The organism is Pseudomonas sp. UBA7530 (assembly GCF_002479365.1).
In the GTDB taxonomy this organism is placed as follows: Bacteria; Pseudomonadota; Gammaproteobacteria; order Pseudomonadales; family Pseudomonadaceae; genus Aquipseudomonas.
In genome coordinates, this window is sequence record NZ_DLMS01000011.1 from 827,710 (window position 1) to 851,731 (window position 24,022).

17 protein-coding genes are annotated in these 24,022 nt (G+C 63.1%); 9 read left to right on the forward strand and 8 right to left on the reverse strand.

Translation table 11 applies throughout. The features are described 5' to 3' along the window. The 3 genes from B2U07_RS17735 to B2U07_RS17745 all read left to right on the forward strand — a co-directional run. Nucleotides 1-432: SPOR domain-containing protein (locus B2U07_RS17735; protein WP_296277409.1), on the forward strand; the 432-nt coding region annotated here is incomplete at its 5' end. Between the two features lie 239 nt (nucleotides 433-671). Next, a complete protein-coding gene (gltB, locus tag B2U07_RS17740; protein WP_197856978.1) occupies nucleotides 672-5,120 on the forward strand; it encodes a glutamate synthase large subunit in 4,449 nt (1,482 codons plus the stop codon). A 118-nt stretch (nucleotides 5,121-5,238) separates the two neighbouring features. Beyond that, entirely contained in the window at nucleotides 5,239-6,657 is a 1,419-nt protein-coding gene (locus tag B2U07_RS17745) for an FAD-dependent oxidoreductase (RefSeq protein WP_275545488.1), read from the forward strand. Here B2U07_RS17745 and B2U07_RS17750 read toward each other — a convergent pair. Continuing rightward, entirely contained in the window at nucleotides 6,642-8,573 is a 1,932-nt protein-coding gene (locus B2U07_RS17750) for a sigma 54-interacting transcriptional regulator (RefSeq protein WP_275545487.1), read from the reverse strand. The two genes, B2U07_RS17745 and B2U07_RS17750, sit on opposite strands and share 16 nt — an antisense overlap. Nucleotides 8,574-8,842: 269 nt before the next feature. Between B2U07_RS17750 and B2U07_RS17755 the strand changes: the two genes are divergently transcribed. The 5 genes from B2U07_RS17755 (at nucleotide 8,843) to hemE (ending at nucleotide 13,564) form a co-directional block, all read left to right on the forward strand. Then, nucleotides 8,843-10,210: a CmpA/NrtA family ABC transporter substrate-binding protein gene (locus B2U07_RS17755; RefSeq protein WP_296277410.1), complete on the forward strand. Its 1,368-nt coding sequence runs from the start codon at nucleotides 8,843-8,845 to the stop codon at nucleotides 10,208-10,210. Beyond that, a complete protein-coding gene (gene ntrB / locus B2U07_RS17760; protein WP_275545485.1) occupies nucleotides 10,210-11,046 on the forward strand; it encodes a nitrate ABC transporter permease in 837 nt (278 codons plus the stop codon). The genes B2U07_RS17755 and ntrB overlap by 1 nt, the downstream gene beginning before the upstream one ends. A gap of 4 nt (nucleotides 11,047-11,050) precedes the next feature. Then, nucleotides 11,051-11,959 (forward strand): ABC transporter ATP-binding protein, encoded by a 909-nt coding sequence (locus B2U07_RS17765; protein WP_275545484.1) that lies wholly within the window; start codon nucleotides 11,051-11,053, stop codon nucleotides 11,957-11,959. Next, nucleotides 11,952-12,392: a cyanase gene (gene cynS / locus B2U07_RS17770; RefSeq protein WP_296277411.1), complete on the forward strand. Its 441-nt coding sequence runs from the start codon at nucleotides 11,952-11,954 to the stop codon at nucleotides 12,390-12,392. Before B2U07_RS17765 ends, cynS begins: the two co-directional genes overlap by 8 nt. Before the next feature lie 104 nt (nucleotides 12,393-12,496). Beyond that, nucleotides 12,497-13,564 carry a uroporphyrinogen decarboxylase gene (gene hemE, locus B2U07_RS17775; protein ID WP_197856980.1) on the forward strand — a complete coding sequence of 356 codons (1,068 nt, stop codon included), beginning with the start codon at nucleotides 12,497-12,499 and terminating at the stop codon, nucleotides 13,562-13,564. Nucleotides 13,565-13,598: 34 nt separating this feature from the next. Here hemE and B2U07_RS17780 read toward each other — a convergent pair whose 3' ends face one another. Further along, complete coding sequence (locus tag B2U07_RS17780; protein WP_197856981.1) at nucleotides 13,599-14,030, reverse strand: hypothetical protein; 432 nt, start codon at nucleotides 14,028-14,030, stop codon at nucleotides 13,599-13,601. 166 nt (nucleotides 14,031-14,196) lie between these two features. On the opposite strand from B2U07_RS17780, the gene B2U07_RS17785 reads away from it, so the two are divergent. Further along, on the forward strand, nucleotides 14,197-14,967 hold the full coding sequence (locus B2U07_RS17785) for a ParA family protein (RefSeq protein ID WP_275545482.1): 771 nt from the start codon (nucleotides 14,197-14,199) through the stop codon (nucleotides 14,965-14,967). Nucleotides 14,968-15,013: 46 nt separating this feature from the next. On the opposite strand, the gene B2U07_RS17790 is transcribed toward B2U07_RS17785, so the two are convergent. The 6 genes from B2U07_RS17790 to mscK form a co-directional block, all read right to left on the reverse strand. Next, complete coding sequence (locus tag B2U07_RS17790) at nucleotides 15,014-15,811, reverse strand: universal stress protein (protein ID WP_197856983.1); 798 nt, start codon at nucleotides 15,809-15,811, stop codon at nucleotides 15,014-15,016. A 121-nt stretch (nucleotides 15,812-15,932) separates the two neighbouring features. Continuing rightward, nucleotides 15,933-16,376 (reverse strand): YiiD C-terminal domain-containing protein, encoded by a 444-nt coding sequence (locus B2U07_RS17795; protein ID WP_197856984.1) that lies wholly within the window; start codon nucleotides 16,374-16,376, stop codon nucleotides 15,933-15,935. A gap of 166 nt (nucleotides 16,377-16,542) precedes the next feature. Beyond that, entirely contained in the window at nucleotides 16,543-16,977 is a 435-nt protein-coding gene (trxC, locus tag B2U07_RS17800) for a thioredoxin TrxC (protein WP_197856985.1), read from the reverse strand. A gap of 59 nt (nucleotides 16,978-17,036) precedes the next feature. Beyond that, on the reverse strand, nucleotides 17,037-18,827 hold the full coding sequence (locus B2U07_RS17805; RefSeq protein ID WP_197856986.1) for an SLC13 family permease: 1,791 nt from the start codon (nucleotides 18,825-18,827) through the stop codon (nucleotides 17,037-17,039). A 245-nt stretch (nucleotides 18,828-19,072) separates the two neighbouring features. Next, entirely contained in the window at nucleotides 19,073-20,536 is a 1,464-nt protein-coding gene (selO, locus tag B2U07_RS17810) for a protein adenylyltransferase SelO (protein ID WP_275545481.1), read from the reverse strand. A gap of 17 nt (nucleotides 20,537-20,553) precedes the next feature. Beyond that, complete coding sequence (gene mscK, locus B2U07_RS17815; protein ID WP_275545480.1) at nucleotides 20,554-23,907, reverse strand: mechanosensitive channel MscK; 3,354 nt, start codon at nucleotides 23,905-23,907, stop codon at nucleotides 20,554-20,556. Nucleotides 23,908-24,022: the final 115 nt, after the last annotated feature.

Below are 24,022 nucleotides of genomic sequence, written 5' to 3' on the forward strand. Positions count from 1 at the left end.
CCTGCACCCGCACCTGCACCTGCACCTGCACCTGCACCTGCGAAGCAGCCTGAGCCGGCGGCGCCCAAGCCCGCGGCTCCTGCTCCTGCTCCGGCTCCGGTGCCTGCGGCCAAGCCCGCGCCTGCTTCAACAGCCGCGCCTGCTGCAGCCTCGGGTGGCTGGTATGCGCAGCAGCCGGCGTCCCGCTATGCCTTGCAGGTCGTCGGGTCGCGTTCGGAGGCCAACATTCAGGCGCTGGTGCGTGAGGGGGGCAGCGAGTACCGCTATTTCAAGAAGATCCACCAGGGGCAGCCGCTGTATGTGCTGACCTATGGTAGCTTCTCCAGTCGCGATGCCGCGCAGGCGGCCGTGAAGACTCTCCCTGCCACGCTGCAGGCCGGCAAGCCCTGGCCTCGTACTCTGGGCAGCATCCAGCAGGAAATGAGCCGCTAAGCGCTCTGTCCCAAGATGACCGCTTGGTCGCTAGCACGACCTTGCGGTCTTATCCTTCGGTTTTGCGACATTAATTTTCACCCCCTCGTCACGAAAATTTGTGACGCCTTGGGTGGATATGTACAATGACCTCCCTTTTGCCCAGAGCAAAGCTGGCCCGTGCCCGCTATTCGGGTTTAAGTAATTGAATTAGAAAGTAATTTGCCTGAGGTCTAGGCAGCCTGGTGAGAGTTTCCCCTATGAAAGCAGGTTTGTACCGTCCTGATGAGTTCAAGGATAACTGCGGCTTCGGCTTGATCGCCCATATGCAAGGTGAGGCTAGCCATCACCTGCTCAAGACCGCTATTGAGGCCCTCACCTGCATGACCCACCGCGGCGGTATCAACGCCGACGGCAAGACCGGTGATGGCTGCGGCCTGTTGATCCAGAAGCCCGATCAATTCCTGCGCGCCATCGCCCAGGAGCAATTCGGCGTCGAACTGCCTGGGCAATATGCCGTGGGCATGGTGTTCTTCAATCAGGATTCGGCCAAGGCCGAAGCCGCGCGCGAGAACATGAACCGCGAAATCCTGGCGGCCGGCCTGCAACTGGTGGGCTGGCGCAAGGTGCCGATCGACACCAGCGTGCTGGGCAGGCTGGCACTGGAGCGCCTGCCGCAGATCGAGCAGGTGTTCATCGGCGGTGATGGTTTGTCCGACCAGGAATTCGCCATCAAGCTGTTCAGCGCCCGCCGTCGTTCCTCGGTGGCCAACGCCGACGACAGCGATCACTACATCTGCAGCTTTTCGCACAAGACCATCATCTATAAAGGCCTGATGATGCCTGCGGACCTGCAGCAGTTCTACCCGGATCTGGGTGACGAGCGCCTGCAGACCGCCATCGCGGTCTTCCACCAGCGCTTTTCCACCAACACGCTGCCGAAGTGGCCGCTGGCGCAGCCGTTCCGCTATCTCGCGCACAACGGCGAGATCAACACCATCACCGGCAACCGCAACTGGGCGCAGGCTCGGCGTACCAAGTTTGCCAACGAGCTGATCCCCGATCTCGATGAGTTGGGTCCGCTGGTCAACCGCGTTGGTTCCGACTCCTCGAGCATGGACAACATGCTCGAGCTGATGGTCACCGGCGGCATCGACCTGTTCCGCGGCCTGCGCATGATCATTCCGCCGGCCTGGCAGAACGTCGAGACCATGGACGCCGACCTGCGCGCGTTCTACGAATACAACTCCATGCACATGGAGCCCTGGGATGGCCCGGCCGGCGTGGTGCTGACCGATGGGCGCCATGCCGTGTGCCTGCTCGACCGTAACGGTCTGCGCCCGGCGCGTTGGGTTACCACCAAGAACGGCTACATCACCCTGGCATCGGAAATCGGCGTGTGGGATTACCAGCCCGAGGACGTCATCGCCAAGGGGCGTGTCGGCCCGGGGCAGATCCTCGCCGTCGACACCGAGACCGGCCAGGTGCTGGATACCGAGTCCATCGACAGCCGCCTGAAGTCGCGCCACCCCTACAAGCTGTGGCTGCGCAAGCATGCCCAGCGCATCAAGGCGACGCTGGAAGACCGCGACCATGGTTCGGCCTTCTACGACCCGGACCAGCTCAAGCAGTACATGAAGATGTTCCAGGTCACCTTCGAGGAGCGTGATCAAGTCCTGCGCCCACTCGGTGAGCAGGGCCAGGAAGCCGTCGGCTCCATGGGCGATGACACGCCGATGGCGGTGCTTAGCCAGCGCGTACGTTCGCCCTACGACTACTTCCGCCAGCAGTTCGCGCAGGTCACCAACCCGCCGATCGACCCGCTGCGTGAAGCGATCGTCATGTCCCTGGAAATCTGCCTGGGCGCCGAGCGCAATATCTTCAGCGAGTCGCCTGAGCACGCCACCCGCGTGATCCTCAGCAGCCCGGTGATCTCGCCGGCCAAGTGGCGCGCGCTGATGAACCTGGATCGCCCGGGCTTTGACCGTCATGTCATCGACATGAACTACGACGAGTCGCTGGGACTGGAAGCGGCCGTGCGCAATATGGCCGACCAGGCCGAGGAAGCCGTGCGTGCCGGCAAGGTGTTGTTGGTACTGAGCGACCGTCACATCGCCCCGGGCAAGCTGCCGGCGCATGCCGCGCTGGTCACCGGTGCCGTGCATCACCGCCTGACCGAGAAAGGTCTGCGCTGCGACTGCAACATCCTGGTAGAAACCGCCACCGCGCGTGACCCGCACCACTACGCCGTGCTGCTGGGCTTCGGCGCCTCGGCGGTCTACCCGTTCCTGGCCTACGAAGTGCTGGGCGACCTGATCCGCACCGGCGAAGTGCTGGGCGATCTGTACGAAGTCTTCAAGTACTACCGCAAGGGCATCTCCAAGGGCCTGCTGAAGATCCTGTCGAAGATGGGCATCTCCACGGTCGCGTCCTACCGCGGGGCGCAACTGTTCGAGGCCGTCGGCCTGGCCGATGAAGTCACCGAGCTGTGCTTCCGGGGTGTGGCCAGCCGCATCCAGGGCGCGCGCTTCGTCGATATCGAAAGCGAGCAGAAGCTGCTGTCCTTCGAGGCCTGGAACAATCGCAAGCCGATCCAGCAGGGCGGTCTGCTCAAGTTCGTCTACGGCGGCGAGTACCACGCCTACAACCCGGACGTGGTGCGCACGCTGCAGGAAGCCGTGCAGCAGGGCAACTACGCCAAGTACAAGGAATACTCGACGCTGGTCGACACCCGTCCGGTGTCGATGATCCGCGACCTGCTCAAGGTCAAGGAGTCCGCCACGCCGATCACTCTCGACCAGGTCGAGCCGCTGGAGTCGATCTTCAAGCGTTTCGACGCCGCCGGCATCTCCCTCGGCGCGCTGTCGCCGGAGGCGCACGAGGCGCTGGCCGAGGCGATGAACCGTCTGGGTGGTCGTTCCAACTCCGGCGAGGGCGGCGAAGACCCGGCCCGCTACGGCACCATCAAGAGCTCGAAGATCAAGCAGGTGGCCACCGGCCGTTTTGGCGTGACCCCGGAATACCTGGTCAACGCCGAAGTGCTGCAGATCAAGGTGGCCCAGGGCGCCAAGCCCGGTGAGGGCGGCCAGTTGCCGGGCGGCAAGGTCAATGGCCTGATCGCCAAGCTGCGCTACGCGGTGCCGGGCGTGACCCTGATCTCGCCGCCGCCGCACCACGATATCTACTCGATCGAAGACCTGGCGCAGCTGATCTATGACCTCAAGCAGGTCAACCCGAAGGCGCTGGTGTCGGTCAAGCTGGTGGCGGAAGCCGGCGTCGGCACCATCGCTGCCGGTGTGGCCAAGGCCTACGCCGACCTGATCACCATTTCCGGTTACGACGGTGGTACCGGCGCATCGCCGCTGACTTCCATCCGCTATGCCGGCGCGCCCTGGGAACTGGGCCTGGCCGAAACCCACCAGACCCTGCGCGGCAACGACCTGCGCGGCAAGGTGCGGGTGCAGACCGACGGTGGTCTGAAAACCGGTCTCGACGTGATCAAGGCAGCCATCCTCGGCGCCGAGAGCTTCGGCTTCGGTACTGCGCCGATGGTGGCCCTGGGCTGCAAGTACCTGCGCATCTGCCATCTGAACAACTGCGCCACCGGCGTGGCCACGCAGAACGACAAGCTGCGCAAGGATCACTTCATCGGCACCGTCGAGATGGTGATGAACTTCTTCACCTACGTCGCCGAGGAAACTCGCGAGTGGCTGGCCAAGCTGGGCGTGCGCAGCCTGGAAGAGCTGATCGGGCGTACCGACCTGCTCGAGATGCTGCCGGGCGAAACCGCCAAGCAGGGCAACCTGGATCTGTCTCCGCTGCTGGCCAGCGCACATATCCCGGCTGACAAACCGCAGTTCTGCCAGGTGCCGAAGAACCCGCCGTTCGACGAAGGCCTGCTGGCCGAGAAGATGGTGGAAATGGCCAAGGACGCCATCGCCGGCAAGACCGGTGGTGAGTTCGAGCTGAACATCGGCAACTGCGACCGCTCCATCGGTGCGCGCATTTCCGGTGAGATCGCCCGTGTGCATGGCAACCAGGGCATGAACGGCGCGCCGATCACCTTCCGCTTCAAGGGCACTGCCGGTCAGAGCTTCGGCGTATGGAACGCTGGTGGCCTGCACCTGCGCCTGGAAGGCGACGCCAACGACTACGTGGGCAAGGGCATGACGGCGGGCAAGATCGTCATCACTCCGCCTGCCGGCAGCCCGTTCGCCACCGAGGACAGCGCCATCATCGGCAACACCTGCCTGTACGGCGCCACTGGCGGCAAGCTGTTCGCCACCGGTACCGCGGGTGAGCGTTTCGCCGTGCGTAACTCCGGCGCCCACGCCGTGGTGGAAGGCACTGGCGACCACTGCTGCGAGTACATGACTGGCGGTTTCGTCTGCGTGCTGGGCAAGACCGGCTACAACTTCGGCTCCGGCATGACCGGCGGCTTCGCCTATGTGCTCGACATGGACAACGGCTTCTACGACCGCGTCAACCACGAGCTGGTGGAAATCCAACGCATCAACAACGAAGCGATGGAGGCCTACCGCAGCCACCTGGAAAGCGTGCTGGCCGAGTATGTCGAGGAAACCGGCAGCGAGTGGGGGCAGAACCTACTGGAGAACCTGGACGATTACCTGCGCAAGTTCTGGCTGGTGAAACCGAAAGCGGCCAGTCTGAAGTCGCTGTTGTCCAGCACCCGTGCCAATCCGCAGTAAAGCTGCAAGCGGCAAGCCCCAGGCTGCAAGTCAGACGCAGCCACGGGCTTGCCGATCCAACGTGATTGTCTTGCAGCTTGCAGCTTGATGCTTGCCGCTGCTGTTATGAGGTAATGCAATGACTGAACGTCTGAACAACGACTTCCAGTTCATCGAAGTCGGGCGCAAAGACCCGAAGAAGAAACTGCTGCGTCAGCGCAAGAAGGAATTCGTCGAGATCTACGACAACTTCAAGCCGGCGCAGGCCTCCGACCAGGCGCATCGCTGCCTGGGCTGCGGCAACCCGTATTGCGAGTGGAAGTGCCCTGTGCACAACTTCATTCCGAACTGGCTCAAGCTGGTCTCCGAGGGCAACATCCTCGCTGCCGCCGAACTGTCGCACCAGACCAACACCCTGCCGGAAGTCTGCGGCCGCGTGTGCCCGCAGGATCGTCTTTGCGAAGGTGCCTGCACCCTCAATGACGGCTTCGGCGCAGTGACCATCGGTTCGGTGGAGAAGTACATCACCGACACCGCCTTCGCCATGGGCTGGCGCCCGGACATGTCGCGGGTTGTGCCGACTGGCAAGCGTGTCGCGGTGATCGGTGCCGGCCCGGCTGGCCTGGGCTGCGCCGACGTGCTGGTGCGCAACGGCGTGACCCCGGTGGTGTTCGACAAGAACCCGGAAATCGGTGGCCTGCTGACCTTCGGTATTCCCGAGTTCAAGCTGGAAAAGACCGTGCTCAGCCGCCGCCGTGAAGTCTTCACCGGCATGGGCATCGAGTTCCGCCTGAATACCGAGATCGGCAAGGACGTGACCATGCAGCAATTGCTGGATGAGTACGATGCCGTATTTATGGGCATGGGCACCTACACCTACATGAAGGGTGGCTTCCCGGGCGAGGACCTGCCGGGCGTCTATGACGCGCTGGACTTCCTCATCGCCAACGTCAACCGCAACCTCGGTTTCGAGAAGTCGCCGGAAGACTTCATCGACATGAAGGGCAAGCGCGTCGTGGTACTGGGCGGCGGCGACACCGCGATGGACTGCAACCGCACCTCGATTCGTCAGGGCGCCAAGGCCGTGACCTGTGCCTATCGCCGTGACGAAGAGAACATGCCCGGCTCGCGCAAGGAAGTGAAGAACGCCAAGGAAGAGGGCGTGAAGTTCCTCTTCAACCGCCAGCCCATCGCCATCGTCGGTGAAGACAAGGTGGAAGGCATCAAGGTGGTCGAGACCCGTCTCGGCGAGCCGGACGCCCGTGGCCGTCGCAGCCCCGAGCCGATCCCGGGCTCCGAGGAGATCATCCCGGCCGAAGCCGTGCTGATCGCCTTCGGCTTCCGCCCGAGCCCAGCGCCCTGGTTCGAGCAGTTCGAGATCCAGACCGACAGCCAGGGCCGCGTCGTCGCGCCCGAGCAGTCGCAGTTCAAGCACCAGACCAGCAACCCGAAAGTCTTCGCCGGTGGCGACATGGTGCGTGGTTCCGACCTGGTGGTGACGGCGATTTTCGAAGGCCGCAACGCTGCCGAGGGTATCCTAGACTACCTCGGCGTCTGATTCGTCTCGTACCCGCGCGGCTGAGACCTCCCTGGTCTATAGTCGCGCGGGTCGATGGCGAAGCTCTCCAGGCGTGAGCGCAGGGTCGTTGGCTTCAGCTCCAGCAACCGCGCCGCGCCGTCCTTCCCCGATATTCGGCCTGCGCAGGCCGTCAGCGCCGCGATCAGGTTTTCACGCATCTGCCGGCGTTGTTCGCCCTGGGTGAAAATCCGCATTTCCTGTTCGGCCGGTGGCTGTGACGGTACCTCGTTGCCGTTGTCGTTGGGCAAGTCCAAACGTAGCCGGGTGCCGGGAGAAATGATCACCGCGCGCTCGATCAGGTTCTCCAGTTCACGAATGTTGCCCGGCCAGGAATAGGCCTGCAGGCGTTGGATGTCGGCTAGTCGCAGGCTGGGCTCAGGGCGATTGAGCTGGCGACAGGCGCGGCTTAGAAAGTGTTGGGCCAGGGGCGGAATATCTTCCGGGCGCTGACGCAACGGTGCTGACTCGATGGGGAAGACGTTGAGACGAAAATATAGGTCTTCACGGAAGCGGCCGGCACGCACTTCCTGGCGCAGGTCGCGGTTGGTGGCGGCGATCACGCGTACATCCACCTGACGGGTACGGTTGTCGCCAACCCGTTCCAGCTGCTGTTCCTGCAGCACGCGCAGCAGCTTGCTCTGGAGCTCTAGGGGAATTTCGCCGACTTCGTCGAGAAACAGCGTGCCGCCATCGGCCAGTTCGAAGCGCCCGACACGGTCGTTCAATGCGCCGGTAAATGCGCCGCGGATATGGCCGAAGAATTCGCTCTCGAACAGTTCGCGCGGTACTGCCGCGCAGTTTACTCGTATCAACGGGCGGCGGCTGCGTCCGCTGTTGTCGTGAATGGCGCGGGCGATCAGCTCCTTGCCGGTGCCTGACTCGCCGGTGATCAGTACGTTGGCGCCGGTCGGTGCGACCAGCTCGATCTGGTGGATTACCTGCTGCATGGCGGCGCTACGTCCGACCAGGTCGTGCTGGGCGTACTCGCCACGAATTTCCTCCTGCAGGTAGGCATTCTCCAGCTCCAGGCGTTGCTTGAGCTGCTGCACCTCACTCAGGGCCTGGCGCAGGCGGCGCTCGGTTTCCAGGCGCTCGCTGATGTCGCGAAACACCACTACGGCGCCGACCAGTTCGCCGTCATCGCGCAGCGGCGTGCTGGTGTAATCAACCGGGATCGGCTTGCCGTCCTTGTTCCAGAACACCTCGTCGGCCACCTGATGCACCTCGCCGTCGTTGAAGGCGGCGTATATCGGGCAGGTGTGGCCGTCGTAGGTGCTGCCGTCGGGATGGTGGTGGTGAATCAGGTCGTGAATGTTGTGGCCGATAAGGTCGTCGGCACGCCAGCCGAGAATGCGCTCGGCTGCCGGGTTGACGAAGGTGGTCTCGCCGTTACGGTTGACGCCATAAATGCCCTCGCCAGCGGCACCGAGGATCAGCTGATTCTGCCGCTCGAACTGGCGGAAGATGCGTTCCACGCCCTGCCATTCGAGCAGCCCCTGGCGTTGATAGCGCTCGGCTTCGGCCAGCCCGCGCAGGGCATCCAGGCGACGGCGCTGCTGGATCAGCAGGCCGAGCAGGCTAGCGCCGTCATGTTCCAGCCGGCTGCCGTCGATTTCCACCTCCAGGCGCTCGCCATCGCGATGCAGCAGTCCGAGGCCGTCGCGCCAGGCATTGCCGCGCACCTGCACTTCCTCGGTGAAAGTGACCAGTGCTCCCAGGTCATGCGCCCAGAGACTGCTGGCGCGCTGTGCGAGCAGTTCATCCAGCGGCCAGCCGAGCAGGGCGCAACAGGCTGGATTGGCATGCAGGGTGCGGTCGTGGATTGGATCGATGACCAGGCTGGCGCTCTGCATGTGTTGCAGCAGCAATTGGCTGGCGGCATTTGGATCAGGCATCTCGGGCCTCGCGGGATTGAGCTTGTGTCTTGTTATCCAAAGGCCGTGCCATTTGACGAAATATCGTTTCTAGCGATGACGAAATCTCGTTAATGACGAAATATCGTTTTTAAGGGATTTGATTAAAGTCTTTATTTTTCAATTGCTTAATTTGTTTTTTTGAGCTGGTACAGCTCCTGCAATAGCTGACATGAACCGGCCAGCAATGGCTCAGCCCAATCAGCGCCCGCCTCACCAATCTGGGGCAGGCCATCGCAGGAGTGATCACGATGAGCGTCAACAGTCTGGACGATCCATTCAGCCCCGACAGCGAGCTTTCCCATGCCGCCGGGTGTGCTTGCCAGCGTTGCACGCCGAGTGCCGCTGCGCTGCCCGATAGCAGCGAAGCCATGCTCGATCGCGCGGTGGAGAACGCCATCGTGCGTGGCGTGTTCGGCCACAACGATTTCTCCCGACGCAGTTTCATGGGGATGATCGGTGGCGGCGTCGCGGCGGCGATTCTGGGCAGCATGATCCCGCTGGATGCGGTCAAGGCGGCGGTCAAGGACAGCCTTGGCCCGCTGGAAAAGACCAAGCTGAAGATCGGCTTCGTGCCCATCACCTGCGCCACGCCGATCATCATGGCCGAGCCGATGGGCTTCTACGCCAAGTACGGGCTGGAGGTGGAAACGGTGAAGACCGCCGGCTGGGCGGTGGCGCGCGACAAGTCGCTGGCCGGCGAATACGACGCCTCGCACATGCTCTCGCCGATGCCACTGGCCATCAGCCTGGGGCTGGGTTCGACGCAGACGCCCTTCGTCATGCCAGCATTGGAAAACGTCAACGGCCAGGCCATCGTGCTCGGCATGCAGCACCAGGACAAACGCGACCCGAAGCTGTGGAAAGGCATGCGCTTCGGGGTGCCGTTCGAATACTCGATGCACAACTTCCTGCTGCGTTATTACGTCGCCGAGCACGGCCTGGACCCGGATCGCGACATCCAGATTCGTGTGGTGCCGCCACCGGAGATGGTCGCCAACCTGCGCGCCGGCAACCTCGATGGCTTCCTTTCGCCGGATCCGTTCAACCAGCGCGCGGTATGGGAAAAGGTCGGTTTCATCCATCTGTTGACCAAGGAGCTGTGGCCGGGCCATCCGTGCTGCGCCTTCGCCTGCAGTCAGCGCTTCGCCAGCGAAAATCCCAATACCTATGGCGCGCTGCTGCATGCGCTGATCGACGCCACGCAATACTCCTCCAAGGCCGAGAATCGCAAGGCGGTGGCCGAGGCGATCTCCACCCGCAACTACCTCAACCAACCGGTACCAGTGGTGCAGCAGGTGCTCAGCGGACGTTATGCCGATGGTCTGGGCAACATCCATGATGAGCCGCAGCGTATCGACTTCGATCCGTTCCCCTGGCAGTCGATGGCGGTGTGGATCCTCACCCAGATGAAACGCTGGGGCTATCTGCAAGGCGATGTCGACTACCGCAACATCGCCGAGCGGGTGTTCCTCGCGGCTGACGCCAGCAAGGTGATGAACGACCTTGGCCTGCCGGTGCCGGCCGACACCTACAAATCCTTCAGCGTAATGGGCAAGCCGTTCGATCCGGCTGATCCGGACGGTTACCTGGCCAGCTTCGCCATGCGGAGGTCGTGATGAAAGCGTCCAGTTCCCTGCGTGCGGCGATCCTTTCCGTTTTGCTGCTGGTTCTACTGCTGGTGGTCTGGGAGGTGCTCTGCCGCGTGCCCGCCAGCGCGGCAGTCAGTGCCGATGACGAATATGCCCTGCTCATGGGCGAGGCCGAGCAGGAGGCCCGCGTGCCGCCGCCCTCGGTGGTGCTGGCGCATGCCTACACCGAGCTGAGCCAGCCGTTCTATGACAACGGACCCAACGACAAGGGCATCGGCATCCAGCTTGCGCACTCGTTGTACCGGGTGCTGACCGGCTACCTGCTGGCGGCGCTGGTGGCGATCCCCATCGGCTTCGTCATCGGCATGTCGCCGCTGATGTACCGCGCACTCAACCCCTTCATCCAGATTCTGCGGCCAATTTCACCGCTGGCCTGGATGCCGCTGGCGCTGTTCGTGATCAAGGATTCGCAGACCTCGGCGATCTTCGTGATCTTCATCTGCTCGATATGGCCGATGCTGCTCAACACCGCATTCGGCGTCGCCGGCGTGCGCCGCGACTGGATCAACGTCGCCCGCACCCATGAGCTGAGCCCGCTGCGTACGGCATTCAGCGTGATCCTGCCCGCGGCCATGCCGACCATCCTTACCGGTATGCGTATCTCGGTCGGTATCGCCTGGCTGGTGATAGTCGCCGCTGAGATGCTCGTCGGTGGCACCGGTATTGGCTACTACGTGTGGAACGAGTGGAACAACCTCAACCTGGCCAGCGTGATCTTCTCGATTCTGATGATCGGCGTGGTCGGCATGCTGCTCGACCTTCTGCTGGGCAGCGTCGCCCGTCTCGTCAGCTATCAGGAGTGATGTCATGTCCCGCTATTTTCTCGATGCCCGCCGCCTGGCTAAGCGTTTCCCGCAACCCGGCAGCGAGCCGCTGACAGTCTTCGAGGACGTCAGCTTCGGCCTCGACCAAGGCGAGTTCGTCTGCATCATCGGCCACTCCGGCTGCGGCAAGTCGACCATCCTCAATGCGCTGGCCGGGCTCGACAGTTTCAGCGAAGGCACGCTGGAAATGGCCGGCAAGGAAGTCGCCGGACCCAGCCTCGAACGCGGCGTGGTGTTCCAGAATTACAGCCTGCTGCCTTGGCTCAGCGCGCTGGAAAACGTCGAGTTCGGCGTACGCGCCCGTTTTCCCCAGTGGTCGAAGGAACAGCGCCGTGCGCATAGCCGCAAGTACCTGGAGATGGTCGGCCTGGGCGGTTCCGAGGCGCGCAAGCCGGCGCAGCTGTCCGGTGGCATGCGCCAGCGCGTCAGCATCGCGCGCGCCTTTGCCACTCAGCCGCAATTGCTGCTGCTCGATGAGCCTTTCGGCGCGCTGGATGCCCTGACCCGTGGGGTGATCCAGGACGAGCTGATCAAGATCTGGAGCGCCACCAAGCAGACGGTGTTCATGATCACTCATGACGTCGACGAGGCGATCCTGCTTTCCGACCGGATCCTGTTGATGACCAACGGCCCGCAGGCGCGTATCGCCGAGTCGGTGCGCATCGATCTGCCTCGGCCGCGCCAGCGCGACCAGGTGATTCACCACCCGGCGTACTACCGCATCCGCAATCACCTCGTGGACTTTCTGGTGAATCGCTCGCACGAGCTGCGCGGCCGCACCGTGGCCGACGAGCAAGGCTTCCCGCCCGATATCAACCCCGCCCTGGACGAGCCGGCACCTGCCGCCAGGGTCGTACCTCTGACCCCCGTGAAGGAGTTTCACCATGGATAAGCAACAGATGCGCAGCACCATCACCGCCGCCAAGGAGCGCCTGGGCCTGGACTGGGCGGAAATCGGCAAGGGCATCGGCATGTCGCCGGTGTGGACCACTTCGGCCTGCCTGGGCATGAACAGCATGCCCAAGGAGAACGCCGACGCCCTGTGCGAGATCCTCGAGCTGCCGGAGGAAGTCTCCGCTGCGCTGCAGAAATTCCCACACAAGCACTGGGACAAGGCCGTCCCCACCGATCCGCTGATCTATCGCTTCTACGAGATGATCAACGTCTATGGCGAGACCATCAAGGAACTGATCCACGAAGAGTTCGGCGACGGCATCATGAGCGCCATCGACTTCAGCATGGATATTTCCCGCGTCGCCGACCCCAAGGGTGACCGCGTGCAGATCGTGCTCAACGGCAAGTTTTTGCCCTATCGCAGTTGGTGAGTTGTCGCGGCATATCGTCGCGATGGACAAAAGGCACGGCACCCGTCGTGCCTTTTGTTATGCGCTCTGCGAAAATGCCCGCACTTTTTTCGCTGGATGCTGCCATGACTGCCCTGAAGAACGACCGTTTCCTCCGTGCCCTGCTCAAGCAACCCGTGGATGTCACGCCGATCTGGATGATGCGCCAGGCCGGCCGCTATCTGCCGGAGTACCGCGCGACCCGGGCCAAGGCCGGCGACTTCGTGAGCCTGATGAAGAATCCGGAGTTGGCTTGCGAGGTCACCATCCAGCCGCTGGATCGCTACCCGCAGCTGGATGCGGCGATTCTGTTCTCCGACATCCTCACCATCCCCGATGCCATGGGCCAAGGTCTGTACTTCGAGACCGGCGAAGGTCCGCGTTTCAAGAAGGTGATCAGCAGTCTGGCCGACATCGAGGCGTTGCCGGTGACGGATGCCGAGAAGGATCTGGGCTATGTGATGGACGCCGTGCGTACCATCCGCCGCGAGCTGAACGGCCGCGTACCGCTGATCGGCTTCTCCGGCAGTCCGTGGACGCTGGCCACCTACATGGTCGAAGGGGGCTCGTCGAAGGATTTCCGCAAGACCAAGGCCATGCTCTACGACAACCCGCAAGCCCTGCACGCGCTGCTCGACAAGCTGGCGCAGTCGGTCACCGCTTATCTGAACGGGCAGATCATGGCGGGTGCGCAGGCGGTGCAGATCTTCGATTCCTGGGGCGGCGCGCTCTCGGCGGCTGCTTATCAGGAGTTCTCCCTGGCCTACATGCAGAAGATCGTCGACGGTCTGATTCGCGAGCATGACGGGCGCCGCGTGCCGGTGATCCTGTTCACCAAGGGCGGTGGCCTGTGGCTCGAGTCCATGGCTGACACCGGTGCGGAAGCTCTCGGCCTGGACTGGACGTGCGACATCGGCAGCGCCCGCGCCCGTGTCGGCGACAAAGTCGCCCTGCAGGGTAATATGGACCCGGCAGTGCTGTACGCCAAGCCCGAGGCGATTCGCGCCGAGGTGGCGCGTATCCTGGCAGCCTACGGTGCCGGCGGCGGCCACGTGTTCAACCTCGGCCATGGCATCACTCCGGAAGTCGACCCGGCTCACGCTGGCGCCTTCTTCGAGGCCGTGCACGAGTTGTCGGCGCAGTATCATCAGTGACGCAATAAAAAGCCCGGCAATGCCGGGCTTTTTTTCAGAAGCCTGCTCGATACCTGGTATCGACCTTGCGCTTCTCCAGTGTGTATTGGGCGAGATCAAGCTGGCCACTACCTAGTTGGTTATCCAGCTCCTGCAGGTCCCGCTCGTGCAACTTGGCGACATGGGCCTTGGTTACGTTGTAGTTGATTGCGCGTGATGCATCGTAGCCGCTGATAGGGTCCCAAAGGATGGACAGCGGCCAGAACAGCAGGTTGACCACGCCGTATCCGTATTCGCGCCCGTAGAACGAACCGCCGCCAGGGAGCAGCCCTAGCGCGGCTCCGGTGCCAGGGCTCTTTTCCTGAACGGCTAGGCCACGGGCTTCGTAGGAGTCAAGTTCAGCTTTCTGTACGGAATTGAGTCCGTTGGCGCAGCCGGTGGTAATGACCAGAAGACCGCCAATCAATAGTGTGCGCAGGTACGGCATTGCATATCCTTGATTTATAAGTGCTTTCCTGATGCGCTTTATAGCGCGGGCGCAAGCTATCACGGGTAGTGGCGTTTGGCGATCATTTGCGGGGTTCTTTCGACGCCTCGCGCTTGTCACAGCCTTTGCATAGAATCCGAGGTCATTCAGCTCAGGGAGGTGTGCGATGCGACGTGTGGTGTTCAACCAGAAGGGCGGTGTAGGCAAATCCAGCATTGCCTGCAATCTCGCGGCGGTGAGTGCGGCGCAGGGTTATCGCACACTGTTGATCGACCTGGATGCCCAGGCCAATTCGACTCATTACCTCACCGGGCTGACCGGCGAGGAAATCCCCATGGGGATCGCTGATTTTTTCAAGCAGATCCTCTCGTCCGGGCCGTTTTCCAAGAAGGGCAAGGTCGACATCTATGAGACGCCGTTCGACAACCTGCATGTGGTCACCGCCACCGCCGAACTGGCCGAATTGCAGCCCAAGCTGGAGCAGAAGCACAAGATCAACAAGCTGCGCAAACTGCTCGACGAATTGGCCGAAGATTATGATCACATCTACATGGACACACCGCCGGCGCTGAACTTTTATACGGTATCCGCGTTGATTGCCGCCGACCGTGTGTTGATCCCCTTCGACTGCGACAGCTTCTCGCGCAACGCCCTGTACGGCCTGCTGGCCGAGATCGAGGAGCTCAAGGAGGATCACAACGAGGCGCTGGAGGTGGAGGGCATCGTGGTCAATCAGTTCCAGCCGCGTGCCACTCTGCCGCAGCAGCTGCTCGATGAGCTGATTGCCGAAGGGCTGCCGGTGCTGCCGGTCAATCTGATGAGTTCGGTGAAGATGCGCGAGTCGCACCAGGCCTGCACGCCGCTGATCCATCTCGATGCACGGCATAAGCTGACGCAGCAGTTCGTCGAGCTGCACGACCTACTCAACGCCGGTTGAGCATGAGCAAGGCGCCCGGAGGCGCCTTTTTCTTGGACCGCAGCCTCTAGCGCACCACGAATACGTCGCAAGGCGCCTTGTGCAGGAAATGCTGTGCCAGGCTGCCCAGCAGCGCCTGGGAAAAGGCGCTGCGGCCATGGCTGCCGAGCACCAGCAGTTCACCACGGCGGGTCTTGATCTGCTCCTGCAGGCTGCGCAGGATGCCGCCCTGGAGCACTTCGTGGCTCAGCTTAGGCCCGTCGGCCGGAAGCTTCTGCGCCTCGTCATGCAGCAATTGATCAATCAGTCCCTGCTGGGTCTGCAGCTGCAGTTCGACCTGCTGCGGCGTGCCCTTGTCCGGCTCGAACACATGCAGGGCATGCAGCTCGGCCTTGCCAGGCAAAAGGAGGTAGGCCTGTCCCAGAGCGCTGCAGGCGCACAGTGAGAAGTCGATGGCGGCCAGCGCCCGTTGATAGGGCTGGAAGTCGTTGCGTGCTACCAGTAGCAGCGGCACGGTGCAGCGACGGGCGATACGGTCGAGGCTGGTGCCGGAGAAGAAGTCGTGACGTTTCTGATGCCCGCCCAGTACCAGCAGGTCGCAACCGCTGTCCTGAACCTGTTGCAGCACCACGTCCGATGGCTTGCCGCTGAGCATGCGCAGCTCGGTACCGGGCGGGGCGTATTGGGTCAGGCTGCGGTCCAGTGCCTGGCGTGCCTTTTCGTGTTGCTCACTGCTCTGACTCGGGTCCAGCACATGCAGGAGGGTCAGGCGGGCACCGTGCTGGCGTGCCAGCTGGGTGGCACGACATAGCGCCATGTCGGCGGTGTCGCGCAGGTCATGAGCGATGAGGATGTGATTGAACATGGTGGCGGCTCTCCTGCCGATACCCGTCGGCAATTTTATTGTGCCTGTTCAGATAGCCGCTCTTTTGACCTGTGGCAAGGTCGGGGACCGTTAACGATTGCGAATCCGCTAGCGACGCCATTCAGCGTAAACGCAATTGATAGTGACCGCGACTTTCTGCGACGACTTCACCGCTGCCGTCGGTCAGTTGCAGTTCCAGCAGGTAGTCGGCCTTGCCCTGCTGGCTCGCCTGTTCTTCGAGACGGGCGATTTCCTCTGCCGAGAGACGCGCCTCCACCTGGATATCGCCCATGGCCGGACGACGAAAGCGCAGGTTCATTTCCTTGATGATGGGATAGAAACGCTGGGCGTCGAAGCTGGTCAGAAACAGCGCGCCGCCGGGAATTTCCGCGAGGGTGAAGAGGGCGCCGGCATACATGCTGCCGATATGGTTCTGGTTGCCTTGCAGGGGCATGCGCAGGCGTACGAAACCGGGTTCGAGTACCTCGGCCTTGAGGCCGCTGCGTTTGACGAAGGCGATCTGCTCTTCGGTAAGTTGGCGGGCAATTTCCGTGGGCAGCGGCATGGCGAGACTCCTTTGGCGGGCGCTTCGCCAGACTAAGGCTTGCTCCCTGCGCTGCAATTGACCGCAGCGCCCGTGCTGACTGACCGAAGCGCTCAGGCCGTAGTCTGAATGCAATCCGGGAAATTACATGTCGGCCATCCCCGAATTGCATTCGGGCTACTGCGCGCTAGATACCCTGCTGGCGCAGCCAGGCCTGCAGCTGCGGCAGCGGCGTGGCCCCGCTCTGGCGGGCAACTTCGACGCCGTCCTTGAACAGGATCAGGCTGGGAATGGAACGGATGCCCAGTTGCCCGGCCAGGCTGGGGTTGGCTTCGCTATCGAGCTTGCCCAGGCGGCAGCGTCCTTGCAGTTGCGCAGCAGCCTGCTGGAAGGTCGGGGCGAAGGCCTGGCAGGGGCCGCACCAGCTGGCCCAGACGTCCACCAGCAGCGGCAGGTCGCCCTTGAGCTGGCTGGCGAAGTTGCCTTGCGTCAGGGTGATGGGGGCCGCGGGCAGTACGTCGCTCTTGCAGCGGCCGCAGCGCGGGGCATCGCTGACGCGCTCGGCGGGGATGCGATTGAGCCCGTTGCAATGCGGGCAGGGAATCAGCAGGGGATCGGGCATGGCGACGAAACTCCGTGGGACTTACGCCTCAGATGGAGTCGCCGCGGCCTCATATCAAGTCAGATCGGCGTCAGCGGGAAAAACCAGGGGATGACCAGCGAGGCGACGCCCCACAACAGCAGATTCAGCGGAATACCGATTTTCATGAAATCGGTGAAGCGATAGCCGCCGGCGTTGTAGACGAAGGTGTTGGTCTGGTAGCCGATGGGCGTGGCGAAGCTGGCGCTGGCGGCGAACATCACCGCGACCACGAAGGCGCGCGGATCGACACCCAGGTGCTGGGCCATGCCGATGGCGATGGGCGTCACCAGCACCGCCACCGCGTTGTTCGACAGCATCTCGGTGAGGATCGAGGTGAACAGGTAGATGAAGCTCAGCATCAACAGCGGGCCGGCCCAGGGCAGCCAGCCCATGACGTTCTCCACCAGCAGCCTGACCAGGCCGACCTTGTCCATGGCGATGCTGATGGCCAGCATACCGAAGATCAGGCTAAGGATTTTCCAGTCCACCGCCTTGTAGGCGTCTTCCACATCCAGGCAGCGGGTGGCCAGCACCGTCACGGCGCCGATAATTGCCAGGCCCTCGATGGGCATCACGCCAAAGGCGGCCAGCAGCATCACGGCCAGGGTCGCGAGAATGGCGATGGGCGCCTTGTCGCGGCGAAAGGCGCGCTCCTGCACGGCGTTGAGGCTGATCAGCTCACCGTTGTCGGCGAAGCGCTTGATCTGCGCCGGGGTGCCTTCGACCAGCATCACGTCGCCGAATTGCAGCTCGAACTCGTCGAGGTTGCCCTGCACGTTCTCGTCCTGGCGGTGCACCGCGAGCACAGCGATGCCGTAGCGCGCGGTGAGGTCGAGGTCGCGCATCGGCCGGTGGCTGTAGCGCGAATTACGCCCGACGATGGCCTCGGCGAGGATCACATCGTGGCTGCTGATGGTTTCGAAGGCATCGCCACGGTTGAAGCTCAGGTGGCCGCTTTCGCGCAGCTCCACCACATCCTTGACCTGGCCATGCAGCACCAGACGGTCGCCGCTGGCGAGCTGGGTTTCGGCGTCGGGCTCGGTCAGCTCCTGTTCGTCGCGAAACAGCTTGAGCACTTGCAGGCCGCTACCACCGTTGAGGTTGGCCTCGTGCAGGCTCTTGCCGATCATCGGCGAGTCGTGCGGCACCAGCAGTTCGGTCATGAAGGTACGCGACAGGTCCGGGCGCAACTGGCGCGACAGGGTCTCGCGCTCCGGCAGCAGGTGGCGGCCGATGGTCAGCAGATAGAGCATGCCGCAAGCAGCCATGACCAGGCCGACGCCGGTGATTTCGAAGATACCGAAGGGCGCCAGACCGGCCTTGCGTGCCACGCCGTCGACCAGGATGTTGGTCGAGGTGCCGATCATGGTCAGGGTGCCGCCGAGGATGGTGGCGTACGACAGCGGAATCAGCAGCTTGGAAGGCAGGGTGCCGGCGCGGCGTGCCAGGGCGATCGCCACCGGGGTGAGGATGGCCACAACCGGTGTGTTGTTCAGGCAGGCAGACACCACCAGTGCGGTCACGGTCAGGCCGGTAAGCACGCGAATCGGGCTGGTACCAACCAGATCCCCCAGCCAGTTGCCGAGGGCGTCGATGCAGCCAGTGCGCTCCAGCGCGGCGGACAGCACGAACATGCAGGCGATGGTGACCGGTGCGGAGTTCGACAGCACGCTGAGCACTTCGCCCGGCGTCAGCAACTGGCTGACCAGCAAGGCGGCTACGGCGATGGCGGCGACGATGTCCGGGCTCCACTTTTCCCGAATGAAGGCATAGAGCACCCAGATCAGCAGGGCGCCGACGAAGAAGAGGGGCAGGGAATCCCAGAGCATGAAAATCCTTAGAACCGGCCTCTGATCCGCAAGGCGCCTGACTGTTTGGGCAGTAGGGTCTCAACTGGCGGGGCGGCAGGCAGGTTCTTTTGCGTCGAATCTCGTGTGAGGTATCGGGCACGCACTGGGCGGCCTGGATGGGCGCCAAGATAGAGAGGTTCTCTTAGATAGTCTAAGAATGTTTGGATAGATTGATATGCCTTTTCGGTTTAACAGATAAGCGACCGAGCGAGCCGAGCCGAACCTCAGGACGAACAACTGATCTCCAGGTGCTTGCCCCATTCAGGCGGCCGTTCGGCATAGCGTTCCTTGCCCAGCTGCTCGTCGAACGGGCGGGACAACACCGCGTGCAGTTCGCGCACCGGACCATAGTCACCAGCCTCGGCCGCTTCGATGGCCTGCTGCGCCAGATAATTGCGCAGGATGAACTTGGGATTGACCGCGTGCATGCGCGCCCGGCGTTCGCTTTGCTCGCCGCCTTCCAGTGCGTAGCGCGCCAGGTAGTCCTGGCCCCAGGCATCGAAACCGGCGAGGTCGACGAAGTCCTCGCGTACGACCTTCAGCGCCTCGGCGGGCGCCTGTTCGCCCAGATGGCGGAAGAACAGCGTGTAGTCGGTGGCCTTGCCCTGCTGCATCAGTTGCAAAAGACGTTGGACCAGCGCTTCGTCATCGGCCTCGGCGCTAGTGAAGCCCAGGCGCTTGCGCATCAGATCGAGGTAGTGCGCCTGGTACAGCGGCAGGAACAGATCCAGCGCCTCGCGCAGGCGCTCCACGGAGGCGAAGGGCGTCAGTGCCTGGGCCAGGGCCGCAAGGTTCCAGTGTGCGATCGGCACCTGGTTACTGAAGCTGTAGCGACCGGTGTCGTCGGAGTGGTTGCAGATGTGGTTGGCGTCAAAGTCGTCGAGGAAGGCGTAGGGGCCGTAGTCGAAGGTGATGCCGAGGATCGACATGTTGTCGGTGTTCATCACGCCGTGGCAGAAACCGTAGGCCTGCCAGTGGGCGATCATCGCTGCGGTGCGCTCGATCACCTCGCGCAGTAGCGCCAGCCAGGGCTCGTCCTGTTCCAGGCAAGCCAGGAAGTGGCAGGCCATGACGTGCTCGCCGAGGGTTTTCAGCTGCTCGTGCTGGCGGGTGTAGTAGAAGTATTCGAAGTGGCCGAAGCGCACATGACTCTGCGCCAGACGCAGCACCATCGCCGCGCTTTCCTTCTTCTCGCGCCACACGGGCGTGTCCGAGCCGGTGACACACAGCGCGCGCGAGCTGGGAATGCCGAGCGCATGCAGATGTTCGCTGGCAAGGAACTCGCGGATCGAACTACGCAGCACCGCACGGCCATCGCCCATGCGCGAGTAGGGCGTCATGCCGGCGCCTTTGAGGTGCAGGTCCCAGTGCTCGCCAGCGGCGTTGACCACCTCGCCGAGCAGCAGGCCGCGACCATCGCCGAGGCGCGGCGTATAGCCGCCGAACTGGTGGCCGGAGTACACCATGGCGCGCGGCTCGGCCTCTTCCCACAGCTTGTGCCCGGCGAACAGCTCGGCGAACTCAGTGCGTTGCGCTTCGTCAGGGGCGAGATCGAGCAGGGCCATGGCCGACTCGCTCGCCACCACCAGGCGCGGCTGCTCGATGGGCTCGGGCAGCACCTCGGTGGAGAAGGCATCGCCGAGACGGGCGAAGCGGTTGTCGAAGGCTAGCTGGTCGAGGCTTTTCACGGGAGGTTCCTACCTGCTCAGGACGCTGCGGGCGGTTGGGGTGGTTGCTGCACGCTGGCGGCACCGGCTGCTGCAGCTTTGGCCAGACTCTTCTGATCCAGCTTCTGCTCGCCATGTTCCAGGTTTTTCACGTACACCTCGACCTGGCGGAAGGCGATGTTGATGCCGTTCTTCGGGAATTCGCGGTCGATAAAGCGATTGATCTCGTCGGTGGCCGGGTTGCGGTCGCCGAGGTCGCGTACGTGGATGCGCAACTCGTGGTCGAGCGTGCTTTCGCCGAAGTTGAGGAAATACACCAGCGGTGCCGGCTCCTTCAGCACGCGTGAGTTTTCCTGCGCCGCCTGCAGCAGCAGCTTGCGTACCAGATCGAGGTCCGAACCATAGCCGACGCCGACCTTGAGGGTGACGCGAGTGACCGTATCGGTCAGCGACCAGTTGATCAACTGGCCGGTGATGAAGGTCTTGTTCGGAACGATGATTTCCTTGTGATCGAAATCGGTGATGGTGGTGGCGCGGATACGGATCTTGCTCACCGTGCCGGACAGGTTGCCGATGGTCACCACGTCGCCGATGCGCACCGGGCGCTCGAACAGGATGATCAGACCGGAGATGAAGTTGGCGAAGATTTCCTGCAGGCCGAAACCGAGGCCGACCGACAGCGCCGCCACCAGCCACTGCAACTTGTCCCAGCTGACGCCCAGCGTCGATAGCGTGGTGACGATGCCGATGGTCACCAGCGCATAGGACAGCAAGGTGGTAGTGGCGTAGGCACTGCCCTGCGCCAGGCGCATGCGCGACAGCACCAGGACCTCGAGCAGGCCGGGCAGGTTGCGCGCCAGCGCCACGGTGATGGCGACGATGATCAGCGCGCCGATCACGTCCATCAGGCTGATGGGCACCAGCGTCGTGTTGTCGCCGGTGCCGCTGCTGTATTCGTATAGATTGACGGTGTCGAGGTAGGTGAACACACCAATCAGATCGGCCCAAACCGCGTACAGGCAGACCAGGAAGCCGCCGAGCAGGGCCAGACGAATCAGGCGCAGGGACTGCTGGTTGACCTGCTCGATGTCCAGCGTGGGCTCTTCCACCGGTGATTCGCCATCCAGGCTTTCCTTGCTCTGCGCCTGACGCTTGGCCAGGGCGCGCTGGTAGGCCAGGCGCCGTGCCGCCACGCTCAGGCCGCGCACCAGGGTGGCCTCGACGAGCAGCAGAATGATCAGCAGGTAAAGGGTGTCGATCAGCCGGTCGGTGAGCTTGAGCGCGGTGTAGTAGTAGCCGAAGGCGACCGCGCCGATCAGAGCCAGCGGCAGCAGGTTGAACAGCACGCCGACGGTGGTACGCAGGGCCGAGGTGTTCTCGCGCAGCGGTGCGCTGAACAGCAGGTGGAACAGCAGCCAGGCCATCAGGGCATAGCAGCTCAGCACCACGGCGATGCCGATCACATCGTTGGCCAGGCTCGCCGGCTGGTGCTCGGCGATGCTCACCACGGCTACCAGAGCCATGACCACCAGGCCCAGGCGTCGCAGATGCTGGCGGAAGAAGGCCACGTTGGCCGGTGGCCAGTGGAAGTGCAGGATGGCCACCCCATCGGGTGACAGGATGCGGTGCAGGGTATAGAACACCAGCCAGGCCTCCGCCATCTCGTAGAGTGCGGCGCCCAGGTACAGGTTCTGCCCGCGCGCATCGTGCAGCAGGGCGTAGCCGCACAATGCCAGGAACAGCGTGACCGGCAACGCCAGGATCACGTTAAGCCCCAATGCCATTGGCGTGTGCAGCTGGCTGTCGTGCTTGTAATGACCGATGTCGCCATGCAGCGCGCCGAGCTTGTCGAGCAGGTACTGGCGACGCCATAGGATCAGGGCGCAGAGCAGAATCAGCGGCAGGAACACCAGTGGCCGCTCGATCAGGCCCGCGCCCAGTTCGCTGATGGCCATGCCCCAGGGCATGTCGGCCAGCTGCTGCTGGAAATGACGCGGCGCCGTTTTCAGCCATTCGAGGTCGAGCGGCTTGTTGCTGGGAATCCAGAACATCTGCTCGTCGATGGTGGCGCGCAGGCTGCTGGCGGTGCTTTCCAGCTCCTTCTGGTTGAGCTGCAGGGTAATCGATTCGTTGAGCAGCGCGTTCAGCGAGCGGTTCAGGCGGTCGAGCAATTCACGCCGGGTAGTGAGTTGCTCGCGCAGTGCGTTGCGCAGCTCCGGGGTGACTTCTTCGCTTGGCTGGTCGCTGAGCAGGTTCTGCAGATAGCGGGCGGGATCGCTGATCTCCTCGCGCTGCTTGTTCAGCTCGAACTGATAGAGGCGAATGTCGGCGATCTCGTCGGCCAGCGAGCCGTCTTCGAGCGCCAGCTTCGGCAGCGCCTGCTTCTGCTGGTAGAGGATCCTCGACAGCAGCAGGCTGCCTTGCAGCACCCGGATCTGCTCGTCCAGCGCCTGGTTGGCCTGGTTGAGGTTATCCAGTTGCTGGCGGGTTTGCAGGTTCTGCTCGGTCAGGCCATTGAGGCGCTCGGTCGCGCGCAGCAGGTAGTCGGAAAGCTTGAGGTTGAGCGCGCTTTCCCTGGCCAGCAGCTTGTCGGAGCTGGCACGTTCGGCCTCGCGCGACTGCTCGGCGACGGTTTGTTCCGACTCTGCGCGGCGTCGTTCGTTGATCAGGCTCTGCAGGGCCTGGCGCTCCTGCTCGGCGCGGTTGATGCGCTCCTCGAGCAACGCACGCTGGGCACCGCCGAGATCCTGCAGCAGGCTGTTGCCGGCCAGTTCCTGGCGCCGCAGCTGGGTTTGCGCGACGAGTAACGACAGCTCGGCGTTGAGCTGATTGCGCCGTTCCTGGTTCAGCGCCTTGCCCTCGTAGCGGCCGCTCTTGAGCGCGTCGTTGATCAGTTGGCTGCGCGCCTGGTTCTGGCTGATCTCCGCCTGCGCGCGTTCCGGACGGGTCTGCGCGGTGATCACCAGGCTGTTGGCCTCAATGATCGCCTTGTTCCATTCGCTGATCTGGCTGGAGCGTTCGCTGAGCAATTGCTCAAGCTGAGCGAGCGGGGTGCGCGCATGGCGCGTCGCGACCTGTTGTTCGGCACTGGCCTTGAGCCTATCCAGTTCGCGCTGGGCTTCGCTGATCAGACGCGGCGCATCGTCCAGCTGCGTGCGCAGGTCGTTGAGGCGTTGCTCGGCACTCTGCCGGTCCTGCAGCATGCGCAGCGTCTGCTCGAGGGTCTGCTTGAGCGCCAGTTGTTCGGCCTCCGGCAGCTTGCGGTCAGCCAGGCCGTCCAGGCTCTGCTGCACGTTTTCAGCCGTCGGCGGCTCCGCGGCGGCGAACACCTGTGGGATGCCGAGACACAAGACGAACAGAACGGCAGGTAGGGAAAAGCGCGACAGATGCATGGTCGATTGATCTACTGAGTGGACGGTTGCGATTGAAATGCCCGCGGCACAACGAAGGCGCGGGCCTGATGGCCCGCGCATGATGCTGGTGCTGATGCTAGCAGAGTCCCTGCCA